The following is a 16,217-nucleotide window of genomic DNA, read 5'->3' as shown; positions in this document are numbered from 1 at the left end:
ACAGTATCTATAGGACACAGTAAGGCCGCAAGACCCCGACACACACCCGCCCGCACCGGAGGGACCGGTGCGGGCGGGGCCGGGGAGTGGAGGGGCTCAGGCGGCGGCGCGGCTCCCGCGGTGCATCAGCAGGTACACCGCGCCGCTGACGAGGAAGCCGACCTCGAAGGCGATGTCGCCGACGCCGGGCACGGCCGCGGCGACCAGACCGGTGAACGCCACCTGGTTGGCGAACAGCACGATCGACACCACGATCCCGGCGAGCATCGCGACCGGACCGGCGACGTTGCGGTGGGTCACGTCGAAGAGCAACCCCTCGGCTTCTGAACCGCGACGCAGCCACCAATCGGCGAAGACGACCGCCAGCCACGGGCCGATCCAGTAGGCGATGATCAGTAGAAAGCTCTCGTAGGCGTGCCCGGCGTCGGCGAGGCCGAACAGCGCCACGACGAACCCGAGCACCCCGAACGCCGCGACGGCGAGCGCCCGGCGCAGGTGCAGGGGCATCCGGAGCCCCATGGCGACGAACGACATCGCGCCGGAGTAGATGTTGATCGCGTTCGCGGCGACGGCGCCGACGGCGATGCACAGCAGGGTCAGCGCGGCGAGCCAGCCGGGCAGGTGCTCCGTGAAGGCCCCGGTCGGCGTCGCGTCCGGGTCGCTGACCAGCGTCGCCGACGCCGCGCCGACGGTCTCGAGGATCACGCACGGCACGAACACCCCGAGCCCGGCGGCCCAGCCGGTCGCACGCGGGCTCGTCGTCGGCGGGAGGTAGCGGGTGTAGTCGGTGGCGTACGGGTTCCAGCCGGCGGCGTAGCCGAACGTGGCGCCGACCGTGAGCAGGAACCCCGCGACCGGCCCGGCGGGCTGGCCGTCGGTGGGGACGAACGACGGGTCGACCTGGCTGAGGATCACCACCGACGTGATCGCGAAGACCACCGCGAGCACCGGCAGCACGACCTTCTCGAACCCGTGGATGAGGTTGTGCCCGAGCAGGGCGACCCCGATCTGCACCGCCGCGACGATCAGCAGGCCGAGCCAGGCCGGCATCCCGGTCAGCGTCGCGAGCGCCAGCGCGCTGGACACGCTGTTGACCGCGAACCAGCCGATGCCGCCGACGATCGCGTTCAGCCCCGAGGGCAGCGCGTTGCCGCGGAAACCGAACCCGAGCCGCGAGAGGACCATCATCGGCACACCGGTGGCCGGACCGCGCGACGAGAGCAGCCCGTGGGTCAGCGACCCCAGGGCGGTGCCGACGACGATGCCCAGCACGGCACCCCAGAACGAGAGGCTGAACGCGCTGATCGCGAGGACCCCGACGAAGATCGTCGCGAACTCGAGGTTGGGGGAGCACCACGTCCAGAACAGCTGGCGCGGGTGCCCGTGACGCTCGGCGAGCGGGATGAACTCGGCGCCGCCGGGCTCGACGGCGACGACCTTGTCGCCGTAGACGCCCTCGCGGACGACGACGTCGGACGGATCCTGGGCGATCGACATCGCGGGGTCTCCCCTCACTGCACGGTGATCGCCGCCAACTTCGCGGCGAGGTACTCGCGGGCGCGCACCGGTGCAGCGGCCACGTGTCCGACGGGCGGGCCGAGGGCCTCGACCGTCGTGTCCGGATCCAGCTCGTAGAAGTAGACGAGCGAGACCAGGTCCTCGTCGGGCGCGACGTCCTGCGGCGGGAGCACGCGGTGCCGGGTGGAGCGCCAGCGCTCCCCGGTCCACCGCGCGAGCAGGTCGCCGATGTTGATCGTGAAGGCGCCCGGGTGGTGCGGGGCGTCGACCCACCCGAGGCCGGGCACGTCGACCTGCAGCCCGCCGGCCCCGACCTCGCGGTCGAGCACCGTCACCGTCCCGAAGTCGGTGTGCGCGCCGATGCGGAACTGGCCGTCGGCGGGCTCGCCGGTCTCGGTCAGCGGCGGGTAGCGGTTGACGTTGAGCGTGTACGACGGGTGCCGCGTGCGCCGGGTGAAGAAGTCCTCCTCGAGCCCCAGCGCGCGCGCCCCGATCACCAGCAGCTCGTCGGCCAGCGTGCGCATGTGCGCGAGGTGCTCCTCCAGCGCCGGGCGCAGCGCCGGCACCTCGTGCGGCCAGACGTTCGGGGCGAACCAGACGGCGTCCACCTCGGGGTCGCCGGTGGGCGTGTCCGCGCCGCAGGACCAGCTCTCCTTGAGGTCGGGCGGCGTCGCCACCCCCTCGGCGCCGGCGTTCGCCTCGGCACCCGGCGGGAGCCAGCCCCGCCCGCCGACGCCCACCGCGTAGGCGTCCTTGACCGCGGTGGGCATGGCGAAGAACTGCCGTGCCGCCGACCGGGCCGCCGCGCGCACCGCACCCGGCACCTCGTGTCCGGTGACGAGCAGGAAGCCCGAGGTGCACAGGGCGTCGTCGACCCGGTGCGCGACCGCGGCACGGTCGTCGGCGGTGCCGTGGATCCACGGCTGGAGGTCGACCACGGGGACGGGAGTGGTCACTCCGGCCCCCCGATGTCCTCGAGCCACGCCTCGGGGTGGTCGGCGGCGAAGCGCGCCATGAGGGACGCGCACTCCGGGTCGTCGAGCACGCTCACCTCGACGCCGAGGTCGGCGAGCCACGCGTGCTGGCCGCCGAAGTTCTCCGCCTCCCCGACGACCAGGCGCGGGATGCGGAACTGGCGGATCAGGCCGGCGCAGAACCAGCACGGCGAGAGCGTCGTGACCATCGTCGTGTCCCGGTAGTGCGGCCGTCGCCCGGCGGCGCGGAAGGCGGCGGTCTCGCCGTGCGTGGCGGGGTCGCCGTCCTGGACACGGCGGTTGTGACCGCGCCCGAGGACCTTGCCGTCGGGGCCGAAGAGGGCGGCGCCGACCGGCACGCCCCCCGCCGCCGCACCGGTCCGGGCCTCCGAGAGCGCGACGGCGAGCATCGCGGTGGGGGTGAGCACGGCCGTCACGCTGCCACCCTGCGCCTGCGCACGGGCCCGGAGGTGTCGTGGCTGTTAAGTGTCGGTCGTGCACGACCGGGCATGCTGGTGCCGTGCCCGAGCTGCCCGAGGTCGAGAACGCGCGCCAGGTCGTCGAGAAGGCCCTGGACCGGGTGATCGCACACGTCGACGACACCGACTCCTACGTGTGCCGCCCGCACCACCCCGGCGAGATCGACCAGGCGCTCAAGGGCGGTCGTCTCGTCGCCGCGCACCGCCGCGGCAAGACGATGTGGTGCGACACCGTGACCGCCGACGGCGCCGAGGGCCCGCACCTCGGCATCCACCTCGGCATGGGCGGGCGCATCTTCGTGACCGGGCCGCAGGGGGACGCGTCGAGCCTCTACGCCGGCGGCGACCCCCACGTCGGCGGCATGCCGAAGAAGCCGGGGGAGCGGCCGGACAAGCCGGAGTGGGATCGCGTCACGATCACCTTCGACGACGGCGGGGCGCTGCGGCTGTTCGACAAGCGCCGCCTCGGGCGCGTGCACCTCGAGCCCGACGTCGACGCGCTCGGCCCCGACGCCGCCGAGATCACCCGCGACGACTTCCGGGCCAGGGTCGGCAAGGGGATCGTCGCGATCAAGGCGAAGCTGCTCGACCAGTCGGTGCTCGCCGGCGTCGGCAACCTGCTGGCCGACGAGACGCTCTGGGAGGCGAAGCTCTCGCCGTCACGCCCCGCGGGGGAACTGTCGGTCGACGAGCTCGACGACCTGCGCCGCGTCCTGCGCAAGGCCACTCGTGACGCGATCAAGCGCGGCGGCGTCCACACCGGCGAGATCATCCCGCACCGCGCGAAGGACGAGACGTGCCCGCGCTGCGGCGCGCCGATGGAGCGCGGGACCGTCGGCGGCCGGACGACGTGGTGGTGCTCGGCCGAGCAGGCGGACTGAGTCCGCCGACCGGCGGGTAACAAGCCCAGCGCACCGTACGGAACAACGACGTTTCGGAGGACCGCGATGGCGCGCGCCCAGGACGACGATCTCGGTCGGCTCCGGGAGGTGTGGCGCGACGTGCTGCGCCGCGACCCGGACCAGGAGCTCTTCCACGGCGTCGTGCGCGCGGTGCTGGAGAGCATCGGGCCCGTGCTCGTCGAGCACCCCGAGTACGCCGAGGTCGTCGGGCGGCTCTGCGAACCGGAGCGGGTGATCGCGTTCCGCGTGCCGTGGGTCGACGACGCCGGGACCGTGCAGGTCAACCGCGGGTTCCGCGTCGAGTTCAACTCCGCGCTCGGGCCGTACAAGGGCGGCCTGCGGTTCGCGCCGTCGGTGACGCTCGACGTCGTCAAGTTCCTCGGCTTCGAGCAGGTGTTCAAGAACGCGCTGACCGGCCAGGACATCGGCGGCGGCAAGGGCGGCGCGGACGTCGACCCGAAGCAGCTCTCGCCCGGCGAGATGATGCGCTTCTGCCAGTCGTTCGCCACCGAGCTCGCCGGCCACGTCGGCTCGTCGACCGACGTCCCGGCCGGCGACATGGGCGTCGGGCCGCGGGAGATCGGCTGGATCCTCGGGCAGTACCAGCGCGTCGTCGGCCTCCACGAGCCCGGCGCCTTCACCGGCAAGCCGGCCGCGCTCGGCGGCTCGGCACTGCGCCCCGAGGCGACGGGCTACGGCACCGTCTACTTCACGCAGCGGATGCTCGCCGAGCAGGACCGCGACCTCGACGGCGCCCGCGTCGTCGTCTCCGGCAGCGGCAACGTCGCGCTCTTCGCGATGGACAAGGTGATCGCCTCGGGCGGCACCGTCGTCGGCTGTTCGGACTCGCGCGGCGCGGTCGCCGAGCCCGACGGCGTCGACGTCGACGCGCTGCGCGAGGTGAAGGACCAGGGCGGGTCGGTCGCGGACTACGCCGAGAAGCGCTCCGGCGCCACCGCGGGCGACGGCTCGCCGTTCACCGTCGACTGCGACGTCGCGCTGCCGTGCGCCACGCAGAACGAGATCGGCCCGGACGAGGCGCGCGCGCTCGTGGCGAACGGGTGCTGGGCGGTCGCCGAGGGCGCGAACGGCCCGGTGACCCCGGAGGCCCTCGCCGTCCTGCGCAAGGGCGGGGTCGCGTTCGGGCCGGGCAAGGCCGCCAACGCCGGCGGCGTCGCCGTGTCGGCGCTGGAGATGCAGCAGGCCGCCGGCCGTGAGCGCTGGAGCGCCGAGGTCGTCGACGAGCAGCTCGCCGCGATCATGACCGACGTCCACGCCCGGGCGCGCGACGCGGGCGAGCGCTACTGCGGCGACCCGTCCGACCTGGAGAACGGGGCCAACGCAGCGGGCTTCCTGCGGGTCGCGGAGGCGATGACCAGCCTGGGCGTGGTGTAGGACTCGGACCATGTCCCACGCCGCACCCGTCACCCCGGCCGCGTTCAGCTTCGCCGAGCTGACGCCGACGGCGTTCCTGGACCGCTCGGCCCACGCGTTCGCCACCCGCGACGCGATCGTCGACGGCGACCGCCGCTTCACCTACGCCGAGTTCGGCGCCCGGTCCCGTCGGCTGGCCGGCGCCCTGCACGCGATGGGCATCGAGCCCGGCGACCGCGTCGCGGCGCTCGCGACCAACAGCCACGTCATGCTCGAGTGCCACCACGGCGTGCCCTACGCGGGTGCGGTGCTCGTCCCGCTGAACACGCGCCTGTCGGTCGACGAGATCGTCCACATCGTCGAGCACTCCGGCGCGCGCCTGCTGATCGCGACCCGGGAGCTGGTGGAGAACGCGCGGGCCGTGGCCGAGCGGACCGGGGTCCAGCTGGTCGAGGAGGGGGAGCGCTACGAGTCGCTCGTCGACGACGCCGACGAGCGCGTTGTGCCGGTGGCCGACGAGCGGAGCCTGCTCGCGATCAACTACACCTCGGGGACCACCGGGCGGCCCAAGGGCGTGATGTACCACCACCGCGGGGCCAACCTCCAGGCGCTCGCGATGGCGTTCCACCTGCGCCTGGAGCCGGCGTCGCGCTACCTGTGGACGCTGCCCATGTTCCACTGCGACGGCTGGTGCTTCCCCTGGGCGGTCACCGCGGCGGGCGGGCTGCACGTGTGCCTGCGCGCCGTCGACGCCGAGGAGATCTGGCGGCTGATCCGCGGCGAGGGCGTCACGCACTACTGCGCCGCGCCGACGGTGCTGACGATGATCGCGCACGCCGACGCCGCGAAGGACGGCCCGGCGCCCGAGCGCGTCACGGTCGCGACCGGCGGCGCCCCGCCGTCGCCGACGCTGCTCGCGCGGATGGACGAGCTGGGGATGTCGGTGACCCACCTCTACGGGCTCACCGAGACGTATGGGCCGGCCAGCGTCAACGACTGGCACCCGGAGTGGGACGACCTGCCCGCCGACGAGCAGGCCCGGCTCAAGGCGCGCCAGGGCGTGGGCAACGTCGTGGCCCAGCGGCTGCGGGTGCTCGACTCCTCGGGCGGTGACGTGCCCTCCGACGGCGAGACCCTCGGCGAGCTCGTGCTGCGCGGCAACGACGTGATGCTCGGCTACTACCGCGACCCCGAGGCCACCGCGGAGGTCGACGCCGACGGGTGGTTCCGCACGGGCGACCTCGGCGTCGTGCACCCCGACGGGTACGTCGAGATCCGCGACCGCAGCAAGGACGTGATCATCTCGGGCGGCGAGAACATCGCGTCGGTCGAGGTCGAACGCGTGCTCGACAGCCACCCCGCGGTCATCGAGTCCGCCGTCGTCGGCGTGCCGGACGAGCGGTGGGGCGAGATCCCGGTCGCGTACGTGACGGTCGCGAAGGACGTCGACCCCGACGAGCTCGTCGAGCACGTGCGCACGCACCTGGCCCGCTTCAAGGCGCCGAAGCGGATCGTCTTCGGGGACCTGCCCAAGACGTCGACCGGGAAGATCCAGAAGAACGTGCTCCGCGAGCAGACGGAGTAGTGCGTCGTGTCAGCGAAGTGCCTTCGCAGACACTCAGCGTCCGTATCGGTACTTCGATCATGGGCGCCTACGGTGGCCGCGTGACCTCGCTGCCCTTCGGCTCCTGGCCCACAGCGATCACGTCCGAGCTCGTGGTCGCCGCCGCGGTGCGGCTCGACGGCGTCCGCCCCGACGGGCGCGGCGGCGTGGTGTGGGGCGAGGCGCGCGCGACCGAGGGCGGGCGGACCCAGCTCGTCCGTCTCGGGGAAGGGGAGCACGCCGATAGGGGCACCGTCACCGACCTGCTCGCCGACGACGCCAACGCCCGCACCGCGGTCCACGAGTACGGCGGCGGCGCCTGGTGGCTGCACGGGGACGCGGTCTTCCACGTCGACTGGTCCGACCAGCGTCTGCGCCGTCGCGAGGCGGACGGGTCCGTCACGGTCCTCACCCCCGAGCCCGCGACCCCCCGCGGTGACCGCTTCGCCGACGGCGACGTCGCCCCGGACGGCTCGTGGCTGGTCTGCGTGCGCGAGCACCACCCGCGCGAGGGCGCCCCGGCGACCGAGGTGGTCAACGAGATCGTGCGCCTCGACGCCCGGGCAGCCGGCACGCCGGAGGTCGTCGTCACCGGGACCGACTTCGTCGCCGCCCCGCGCCTCTCACCCGACGGGCAGCGGCTCGCGTGGGTCTCGTGGGACCACCCGTCGATGCCGTGGGACGACACCGTCCTCACGGTCCGCGACCTCGCCACCGGCGCCGACACCGTCGTCGCCGGCGGGCCGGGCGAGTCGGTCGGCGAGCCGGTCTGGCAGGACGACGGCACGCTGCACTTCCTGTCCGACCGCACCGGCTGGTGGAACCTCTACCGCTGGGACGGAGCCACCGTCAGCCCGCTCGTGGTGGTGGACGCCGAGATCGGCCTCCCCGCGTGGGCCCTGGCGGGCTCCCGGCACACGACGCTGCCCGACGGGCGGGTGGTGTTCGCGCGGTCCTCGCAGGGCTTCGACGCCCTGGCGGTGCGCGACGTCGACGGCACCGTCACCGAACTGGACACGCCGTTCACCGCGATCCGCTCGGTGCGCGCGGACGGCCCCGACGCCGTGGTGTGCGTCGCCGGCTCCCCGACCGCGGAGCCGGGCGTCCACCGGATCACCACAGACGGGACGATCACGACCCTCCGGGCGCCCCGGGACCTCGGCCTCGACCCCGCGACGATCTCGGTGCCCGAGCCGCTGACGTTCACCTCGACCGACGCCGACGGGGCGCCGCGTGACGCCCATGCACTGTACTACCCGCCCGCCGACGACGGGCCTGCGGACGAGCTGCCGCCCCTGCTCGTCGTCATCCACGGCGGCCCGACCGGGTCCGCGCAGCCGGTGCTGGCCATCACCACCCAGTACTGGACGAGCCGGGGCTTCGGCGTCGTCGACGTCGACCACGGCGGCTCCACCGGCTACGGCCGCGCGTACCGCGAGCAGCTCCGGGGCGCCTGGGGCGTCGTCGACGTCGCCGACTGCCTCGCCGCGGCGCGGGCGCTCGCCGACGCCGGCCGCGTCGATCCCGCGCGGATGGCCATCCGCGGGGGCTCGGCGGGCGGGTTCACCACCCTCGCCGCCCTGGCCCGGGACGACACCCCGTTCGCCGCGGGTGCCGACCACTTCGGTGTCGCCGACCTCGAGGCGCTCGCGCGGGACACGCACAAGTTCGAGTCGCGCTACCTCGACGGGCTCGTCGGGCCGTACCCGCAGGCCCGCGACGTCTACGTCGAGCGCTCCCCGATCACGCACGTCGAGCGGTTCGCGACGCCGCTGATCGTGCTGCAGGGCGACGAGGACGAGATCGTGCCGCCCAACCAGTCGGAGGCGATCGTCGAGGCCCTGCGCCGCCGCGGGGTGCCCGTGGCCTACCTGCTCTTCGCGGGCGAGCAGCACGGGTTCCGGCGCGCGGAGAACATCCGGCGGGCGCTCGACGCCGAGCTCGCCTTCTACGCGCGGATGTTCGGTTTCGCGCTGCCGCCGGGCGAGGACATCGCGCCGGTGCCGATCGAGGGGTGAACGTCGGGTCCGTCCGCTTCCGTCCGGACCCCTCCGAGGTGCACAGTGGTCGATGTCACTCCGGGTGAGGAGGGGATCGCCATGGCGGCCTCGCGACTGGGTCGGCTCTTCGGACGGGGCCGTGATGACCGGGCGGCCGACACCGCGCCGCCCGAGTACACGGGGATCGGGGCACCGCGGCCGTACGACGCGCCGCGCGGCGCGCCCGGCCACGGCCTCGCGGGGTACGGCCCGCCGCCCGGCCCGCTCCCGCCCGCATCGCCCCAGGGGCGGTACGAGGAGGCCGCACGGCACCGCCGCGACGCCGACCAGCAGGTCGGCGTCCTGGAGCGCTTCGACGCCAAGCTGAGTCACCAGATCCACGAGGCGACCCAGGAGGAGCGGTTCGACTACGTGCGCGAGCTGCTCTCCCGCCAGCGCGCGGTCCGCTCGCGGCTCGAGGAGGCCACGATGCGCCGCAACCGGCTGGTCGCCCACGAGGAGGAGCTCAACGCGGACCGGGCGGGCGGGACGACCGGCTGGGGTCGCTGAGCGTCACCGCTGGGCGGCCGGCACGACGTAGACGGCGGTGCCGTAGGCCGCGATCTCGCTGGCCGACTGGGCGATCTCGTTGCAGTCGAATCGCAGGGCGAGCACCGCGTTGGCGCCGTGGGCCATGGCCTCCTGCGAGAGCCGGCCGAGCGCCTCGTGGCGCGAGTCCGAGAGCAGCTTCGACAGGCCCTTGAGCTCGCCGCCGGCCATGGCCTTGAAGCCGGCGCCGAGGTTCGAGAACATGTTGCGGCTGCGCACGGTGAGCCCGAAGACCTCGCCGAACACGCGCACGACCTGGTAGCCGGGCAGGTCGTTCATCGTCGAGAGCAGGATCGGGTACTGCTGGCCGGGCTGCTGCGCCGGCTGCTGGGGGAGGGCCTGACCCGGGGGCTGCGAGGGCGGCTGCTGAGGCTGGTTCACGATCAGGAGAGTAGCGCCGATCACACCCCGGGTCGGCCGTGTCGACGCGGCCGGTCGGGTCAGGCGTGCTGGGCGTGCAGCGCAGCGCGGGTCATCGCGACGAGCACGGGCGCGGCCACCTCGGGACGCGTGTGCCCGGCGCTGCGCGGCGTCGAGTTCATCAGGCCGAACGCGGCGTGGGCGCCGACGCGCGCCGCCTCCCCGCCCGCGGCGAGCCCGGCCCGCTGCAGCGCGTCGACCCAGATCTCGACGTAGGCCCGCTGCAGCCCGCGGACCCGGCGCCGTGCCTCGTCGGGGAGGTTGGCGAGGTCGCGGTCCTGGACGGTGATCAGCTCGGGCTGGTGCAGCGCGAAGTCGGTGTGGAACGCGATGAGGGCGTCGAGCAGGGCCACCGGCTCGGCGTGCTCGGCCGCCCGTTCCTGACCGCCGGCGAGCAGGTGCTCGCTGATGCCGACCAGCATCTCCGCGAGCAGCCCCTCCTTGGACGGGAAGTGCCGGTAGAGCGCGGGGCCGCTGACCCCGACCGCCGCGCCGATCCCGTCGATGGACACGCCGTGGAACCCGTGGGCGGCGAACAGGCGCGCGGCCTCGGTGAGGATCTGCTCGCGACGGGACACGGTGACGGGCACCCTCGGGAGCCTACGTCTTCCTTGCCGCCGACGTGAACGCTTGCTAACGTCGTGTTAGTCATCGTTAACCCGCCGGCGAGGAGGCCGCCCGTGGCCGCGCCCAGCACCGACCACGTGAGCGAAATTCCCGGCCAGAGCCGGGAAAACCACTCACATGAGGCTCTCGTCGCCGACCTGCGCGATCGCCTCGCGACCGCGCGCCTCGGCGGCCCCGAGCGGTCGCGGCAGCGGCACGTCGAGCGGGGCAAGCTCCTGCCGCGCGACCGGGTCGACGCGCTGCTCGACCCGTCGAGCCCCTTCCTCGAGCTCTCGCCGCTCGCCGCCACCGGCATGTACGGCGACGCCGCGCCGGGTGCCGGGATCATCACCGGCATCGGGCGCATCGCCGGGCGCGAGTGCGTCGTCGTCGCCAACGACGCCACCGTCAAGGGCGGCACCTACTACCCGATGACGGTGAAGAAGCACCTGCGCGCCCAGGAGGTGGCGCTGCACAACAAGCTGCCGTGCATCTACCTCGTCGACTCCGGCGGCGCCTTCCTGCCCGAGCAGGACCAGGTCTTCCCCGACCGCGAGCACTTCGGGCGCATCTTCTACAACCAGGCCACGATGTCCGGGCTCGGCATCCCGCAGATCGCCGCGGTCCTGGGCTCCTGCACCGCCGGCGGCGCCTACGTCCCGGCCATGAGCGACGAGGCGATCATCGTCCGCGACCAGGGCACGATCTTCCTCGGCGGCCCGCCGCTGGTGAAGGCGGCGACGGGCGAGGAGGTCACGGCCGAGGAGCTCGGCGGCGGCGTGCTGCACGCGCGCACGTCCGGCGTCGTCGACCACCTCGCCGAGGACGACGCCCACGCGCTGTCGATGGTGCGCGACATCGTCGACACCTTCGGTCCCCGTCCGGCCCCGCCCTGGGAGCGCCGCCCCACCGTCGAGCCCGAGCACGACCCGACCGAGCTCTACGACGTCGTCCCCGTCGACGGCCGCACCGCCTACGACGTCCACGAGGTGATCACGCGCCTGGTCGACGGGAGCGCCTTCACCCCGTTCAAGCCCGACTACGGCACGACGCTGGTCACCGGGTTCGCCCGCCTGCACGGCCACCCCGTCGGGATCGTCGCCAACAACGGCGTGCTGTTCCGCGAGTCGGCGCTCAAGGGCGCGCACTTCGTCGAGCTGTGCGACCAGCGCGGCATCCCGCTGGTGTTCCTGCAGAACATCACCGGGTTCATGGTCGGCCGCGAGTACGAGGCCGGCGGCATCGCCAAGGACGGCGCGAAGATGGTCACCGCCGTCGCCACCACCCGCGTGCCGAAGCTGACCGTCGTCATCGGCGGCTCCTACGGCGCCGGCAACTACGCGATGAGCGGACGGGCGTACTCGCCGCGCTTCCTGTGGATGTGGCCGAACGCGCGGATCAGCGTCATGGGCGCCGAGCAGGCCGCGACCGTGCTGGGCACGGTCGGGTCGAGCGACGCCGACGGCGTGCGCGAGCAGTACGAGCACCAGGGCCACCCGTACTACTCCACCGCGCGGCTGTGGGACGACGGCGTCATCGACCCCGCCGACACCCGCACCGTCCTCGGCCTGGCCCTGTCCGCCTGCGCCAATGCCCCCCTCGACGCGCCGCACTTCGGCGTCTTCCGGATGTGAGCGGGGGTGTCAGCGAAGTGCCGACACTGACACTCAGCGTCCGTATCCGTACTTCGATCACTGCGAGGACGAGGCCACTGTGTTCACCAGCGTGCTGATCGCCAACCGCGGCGAGATCGCCGTGCGGATCACGCGGACCCTGCACGCGCGGGGCCTGCGCGCCGTCGCGGTGTACACCGACCCGGACGCCGGGGCGCCGCACGTGCGCGCGGCCGACGTCGCGGTCCGCGTGCCCGACTACCTCGACGGTGCCGCGATCGTCGAGGCCGGCCGGTCGGTCGGCGCCGACGCGGTGCACCCGGGCTACGGGTTCCTCGCCGAGAACGCCGCGTTCGCCCGGCAGGTCGCCGACGCCGGGATGACGTGGATCGGGCCGCCGCCCGAGGCCATCGAGGCCATGGGTGACAAGATCCGCGCGAAGGCGACGGTCGGCCCGGCCGGCGTGCCGCTGGTGCCCGGCTCGGACGGCTCCGGGCTCGACGACGAGCAGGTCGCCGCGGCTGCACGCGAGATCGGGTTCCCGGTGCTGCTCAAGCCGAGCGCCGGGGGTGGCGGCAAGGGCATGCACGTCGTCGAGCACGACGCCGACCTCGCCGACGCCATCACCGCGGCGCGCCGCGAGGCGCGCGGCAGCTTCGGCGACGACACCCTGCTCGTCGAGCGCTACGTCACCGATCCCCGCCACGTGGAGATCCAGGTTCTCGCCGACCGCCACGGCGGCGTCGTGCACCTCGGCGAGCGCGAGTGCTCGCTGCAGCGCCGGCACCAGAAGGTCGTCGAGGAGGCGCCGTCGGCGGTGCTCGACGCGACGCAGCGCCGGGCGATGGGGGAGGCGGCGGTCGAGGCCGCGCGCGCCTGCGGCTACGTCGGCGCCGGGACCGTCGAGTTCGTGACGAACGCCGACGCGAGCGAGTTCTTCTTCCTCGAGATGAACACCCGGCTGCAGGTCGAGCACCCGGTGACCGAGGAGGTCGTGCGGGTCCGCGGGCAGCGCCTCGACCTCGTCGCCGAGCAGCTACGCGTCGCCGCGGGTGCGGAGCTGGGCTACGACCAGGGCGACGTGACCATCGAGGGCCACGCCGTCGAGGTCCGCCTCTACGCCGAGGACCCGGCGCGCGGCTTCCTGCCGACCGGCGGGCGGATCCTGGACGTCGAGTGGCCGCGGAACGCCCGCGTCGACGCCGGCGTCGCGGCCGGGACCGAGGTCGGGTCCCGCTACGACCCGATGCTCGCCAAGATCATCGCGAGCGGGCCGGACCGCGCCACCGCACTCGACCGCCTCGACGCCGCGCTCGCCGCCACGGCCGTGCTCGGCGTGCGGACCAACCTCGCCTGGCTGCGGATGCTGATCACGGAGCCCGACGTCCGCGCCGGGCGCCTCGACACGGGGCTCATCGGGCGCCTGCCGGCGTTCGAGGACCCCGTCCCCGAGGACGTGCTCGCGGCCGCGGCCCTGGCCGGCCTGCTCGACCTCCCGGCCGGGGACGCCCCGTTCGACCGCCTCGGCGGCTGGCGTCTGGGCGCCGACCCCGCCCCCGCGCGCTGGCGCCTCGTCCCCGCCGCCGGCGCGACCGGCGACCCCGTGGACGTCGCCGTGGCCGGCCCGCCCGCCGGCGCCGTCGTCACCGTCGGCGAGGAGGGCACGCCGCGCCCGGCGTCCGCGCGGCAGGACGCGGGCACGCTCGTCGTCACCCTCGACGGCGCGACCCGCCACTACCGCGGGGCGGTCGCCGACGGCGTGCGCTGGCTCGCCCGCGACGGGGGCGCCTGGGCCCTGCGCGAGCAGGAGCGGCTGCGCGCCGCCCGGACCGCCGGCGGCCACGGCGACGGTCCGCTGACCGCGCCGATGCCCGGCACCGTCACGTCCGTCGAGGTCGCCGAGGGCGACCACGTCACCGCAGGCCAGCGCCTCGTCGTCGTCGAGGCCATGAAGATGGAGCACGTCGTCTCCGCGCCGACCGACGGCGTCGTCAAGGACCTGGCCGCGAAGGCCGGGGCCGCCGTCGCCCTGGACGCGCCGCTGGTCACCGTCGTGCCCGAACCAGGAGAATGATCATGCAGCTGTCGGAGGAGCACGAGGCCCTGCGCGCGACGGTCGAGGACTTCGCGCAGAAGGAGATCGCGCCGGTCATCGGCGAGTACTACATCAAGGAGAAGTTCCCCTACGACATCGTCGCCGCGATGGGCGAGATGGGCCTGTTCGGCCTGCCCGTGCCCGAGCAGTACGGCGGGATGGGCGGCGACTACGTCGCGCTGTGCGTCGCGCTCGAGGAGCTGGGCCGGGTCGACCAGTCGGTCGCGATCACGCTCGAGGCCGGGGTGTCGCTGGGGATCATGCCGATCCTGCGGTTCGGGTCGGACGCCCAGAAGGACCGGTGGCTTCCCGACCTCGCCGTCGCCCGCACCCTGGGCGCCTTCGGGCTCACCGAGGCCGGCGGCGGCTCCGACGCGGGCGCCACGCGGACCACCGGCAAGCTCGACGGCGACGGCTGGGTGATCAACGGGTCGAAGGCGTTCATCACCAACTCCGGCACCGACATCACGTCGCTGGTGACGGTGACCGCGGTGACGGACCGCGCCGACGACCGGAAGAAGGAGATCTCGGCGATCCTCGTCCCCACCGGCACGGCGGGGTTCACCGTGGCGCCGAGCTACTCGAAGGTCGGGTGGAACGCCTCTGACACCCACGAGCTCGCGTTCGACGACTGCCGCGTGCCGGAGGAGAACCTCGTCGGGCAGCGCGGGCGGGGCTACGCCCAGTTCCTGTCGATCCTCGACGAGGGACGTGTCGCGATCGCGGCGCTGTCCACCGGCGCCGCCCAGGGCTGCGTGGACGAGTCGCTGCGCTACGCCCGCGAGCGCGAGGCGTTCGGCGCCGCGATCGGGTCCTACCAGGGCATCCAGTTCAAGATCGCCGAGATGGAGGCGCGCACGGTCTGCGCCCGTCTGGCCTGGCACGACGCGGCCGCGAAGATGGCCGCCGGGCAGCCGTTCAAGAAGGAGGCGGCCGTCGCGAAGCTCGTGAGCTCCAACGCGGCGATGGACAACGCCCGCGACGCCACCCAGATCTTCGGCGGCTACGGCTTCATGAACGAGTACCCGGTGGCCCGGCACTACCGCGACTCGAAGATCCTCGAGATCGGCGAGGGCACCAGCGAGGTCCAGAAGATCCTGATCGCGCGCCATCTCGGGCTGTAGGGCCCCCTCAGCGGCGCGTGAACCCGTGGGGCAGGGCGTCGACGGCGGCGAGGAGCGCCTTGTAGCGCGTCCCCCGGCACGGAGCGGGTCCGGCCGCGGTCGCGGTCGGCCAGCGCCTGTTCGACGACCTGGTCCGCGTCGAGCCACCAGGACGACGACGCCTCGGGTGAGTCGCTGCCCGAGCGCGCGTGCAGCTCCGTCCGCGTCCAGCCGGGGCAGACGGCGAGCACGCGGACGCCGGTGATGCCCTCGGCGGCGAGGTCGGCGGCGACCTCCGAGGTCAGGGACACCGTGTAGGCCTTCGCCGCCGTGTACGCCGCGCCGTTGCGACCGGGCAGGAGCGCGGCGAAGCTCGCGACGTTGAGCACGGTGCCCTGCCCGCGCTCGACCATGCCCTCCAGGCCCGCTCGCATGAGGCGCTGCACGACCGTCACGCCGAGCACCGTCTGGGCCTCGATCCCGTCCGGGTCCGCGTCCCAGAAGCGGCCCGGCAGGCCGACGCCGGCGTTGCTGACCAGCGTGTCGACGGGGTCCGCGCGGTCGCGCAGCCGGTCCTCGACGGCCTTGCGCTCGGCGTCGACGGTGAGGTCGGCCGCGAGCACCTCGTGCGGGCCGTCGTCGGGGACGCCGTGGCGGTCGGTCAGCTCGGCCGCGACGCCGGCGAGGCGCTTCTCGTCGCGGGCGACGAGCACGAGCCGTGCCCCGTCCCCGGCGAGGCGGCGGGCGAAGGCCGCGCCGATCCCGGCGGTCGCCCCCGTGATCAGTGCTGTCGTCATGGCTCACTCTCCTTACTGGCGTTCGCAAAGTTATCACGTGTAACTTCTGCGAACAACGGACGCGAAAGCGCTGCGGAGGGAACCCTCATGCCACTGGACACGGGTTACGGTGTCCCGATTCCGAGGTCATCGGGGCCGTCGGCCG

General features: G+C 73.8%; 14 protein-coding genes. 8 read left to right on the top strand and 6 right to left on the bottom strand.

From position 1 onward, the window contains the following. Positions 1 to 96 precede the first annotated feature (96 nt). The 3 genes from QSK03_RS05390 to QSK03_RS05380 are packed head-to-tail and all read right to left on the bottom strand — an operon-like array spanning position 97 to position 2,902. A complete protein-coding gene (locus tag QSK03_RS05390; RefSeq protein WP_285649045.1) occupies positions 97 to 1,497 on the bottom strand; it encodes a purine-cytosine permease family protein in 1,401 nt (466 codons plus the stop codon). A gap of 14 nt (positions 1,498 to 1,511) precedes the next feature. Further along, entirely contained in the window at positions 1,512 to 2,474 is a 963-nt protein-coding gene (locus QSK03_RS05385; protein WP_285649042.1) for an isopenicillin N synthase family dioxygenase, read from the bottom strand. Then, positions 2,471 to 2,902, bottom strand: a complete 432-nt coding sequence (locus QSK03_RS05380) for a nucleoside deaminase (RefSeq protein WP_285649271.1) — start codon at positions 2,900 to 2,902, stop codon at positions 2,471 to 2,473. Before QSK03_RS05380 ends, QSK03_RS05385 begins: the two co-directional genes overlap by 4 nt. Positions 2,903 to 3,012: 110 nt before the next feature. Between QSK03_RS05380 and QSK03_RS05375 the strand changes: the two genes are divergently transcribed. The 5 genes from QSK03_RS05375 (at position 3,013) to QSK03_RS05355 (ending at position 9,399) form a co-directional block, all read left to right on the top strand. Then, positions 3,013 to 3,852 carry an Fpg/Nei family DNA glycosylase gene (locus tag QSK03_RS05375; RefSeq protein WP_285649039.1) on the top strand — a complete coding sequence of 280 codons (840 nt, stop codon included), beginning with the start codon at positions 3,013 to 3,015 and terminating at the stop codon, positions 3,850 to 3,852. A gap of 66 nt (positions 3,853 to 3,918) precedes the next feature. Further along, complete coding sequence (gene gdhA, locus QSK03_RS05370) at positions 3,919 to 5,268, top strand: NADP-specific glutamate dehydrogenase (protein WP_285649036.1); 1,350 nt, start codon at positions 3,919 to 3,921, stop codon at positions 5,266 to 5,268. 10 nt (positions 5,269 to 5,278) lie between these two features. After that, entirely contained in the window at positions 5,279 to 6,832 is a 1,554-nt protein-coding gene (locus QSK03_RS05365; protein WP_285649034.1) for an acyl--CoA ligase family protein, read from the top strand. An 80-nt stretch (positions 6,833 to 6,912) separates the two neighbouring features. After that, entirely contained in the window at positions 6,913 to 8,868 is a 1,956-nt protein-coding gene (locus QSK03_RS05360) for a S9 family peptidase (RefSeq protein ID WP_285649032.1), read from the top strand. Between the two features lie 81 nt (positions 8,869 to 8,949). Continuing rightward, positions 8,950 to 9,399, top strand: a complete 450-nt coding sequence (locus QSK03_RS05355; RefSeq protein WP_285649030.1) for a hypothetical protein — start codon at positions 8,950 to 8,952, stop codon at positions 9,397 to 9,399. A gap of 3 nt (positions 9,400 to 9,402) precedes the next feature. Here the strand turns inward: QSK03_RS05355 and QSK03_RS05350 are convergent, their stop codons facing one another. Together QSK03_RS05350 and QSK03_RS05345 are read right to left on the bottom strand one after the other, a co-directional pair. Next, positions 9,403 to 9,819, bottom strand: a complete 417-nt coding sequence (locus QSK03_RS05350; protein ID WP_285649028.1) for a YbjQ family protein — start codon at positions 9,817 to 9,819, stop codon at positions 9,403 to 9,405. 59 nt (positions 9,820 to 9,878) lie between these two features. Beyond that, the gene (locus QSK03_RS05345; RefSeq protein ID WP_285649026.1) at positions 9,879 to 10,448 is read right to left on the bottom strand and encodes an SACE_7040 family transcriptional regulator; all 570 of its coding nucleotides are present in this window, start codon (positions 10,446 to 10,448) and stop codon (positions 9,879 to 9,881) included. Between the two features lie 90 nt (positions 10,449 to 10,538). On the opposite strand from QSK03_RS05345, the gene QSK03_RS05340 reads away from it, so the two are divergent. The 3 genes from QSK03_RS05340 (at position 10,539) to QSK03_RS05330 (ending at position 15,296) form a co-directional block, all read left to right on the top strand. Beyond that, positions 10,539 to 12,098 carry a carboxyl transferase domain-containing protein gene (locus QSK03_RS05340; RefSeq protein WP_502872132.1) on the top strand — a complete coding sequence of 520 codons (1,560 nt, stop codon included), beginning with the start codon at positions 10,539 to 10,541 and terminating at the stop codon, positions 12,096 to 12,098. A gap of 79 nt (positions 12,099 to 12,177) precedes the next feature. Beyond that, positions 12,178 to 14,151, top strand: coding sequence for an ATP-binding protein (locus tag QSK03_RS05335; protein WP_285649024.1), 1,974 nt, complete (start codon positions 12,178 to 12,180; stop codon positions 14,149 to 14,151). Continuing rightward, the gene (locus QSK03_RS05330; RefSeq protein ID WP_285649022.1) at positions 14,148 to 15,296 is read left to right on the top strand and encodes an acyl-CoA dehydrogenase family protein; all 1,149 of its coding nucleotides are present in this window, start codon (positions 14,148 to 14,150) and stop codon (positions 15,294 to 15,296) included. The genes QSK03_RS05335 and QSK03_RS05330 overlap by 4 nt, the downstream gene beginning before the upstream one ends. On the opposite strand, the gene QSK03_RS05325 is transcribed toward QSK03_RS05330, so the two are convergent. Beyond that, positions 15,212 to 16,072, bottom strand: a complete 861-nt coding sequence (locus QSK03_RS05325; protein WP_285649020.1) for an SDR family NAD(P)-dependent oxidoreductase — start codon at positions 16,070 to 16,072, stop codon at positions 15,212 to 15,214. The two genes, QSK03_RS05330 and QSK03_RS05325, sit on opposite strands and share 85 nt — an antisense overlap. Positions 16,073 to 16,217 lie beyond the last annotated feature (145 nt).

The sequence above is a fragment of the Actinomycetospora sp. NBRC 106375 genome, assembly GCF_030269665.1.
GTDB lineage: Bacteria > Actinomycetota > Actinomycetes > Mycobacteriales > Pseudonocardiaceae > Actinomycetospora.
This window is presented reverse-complemented; position numbering and strand designations above follow the sequence as displayed.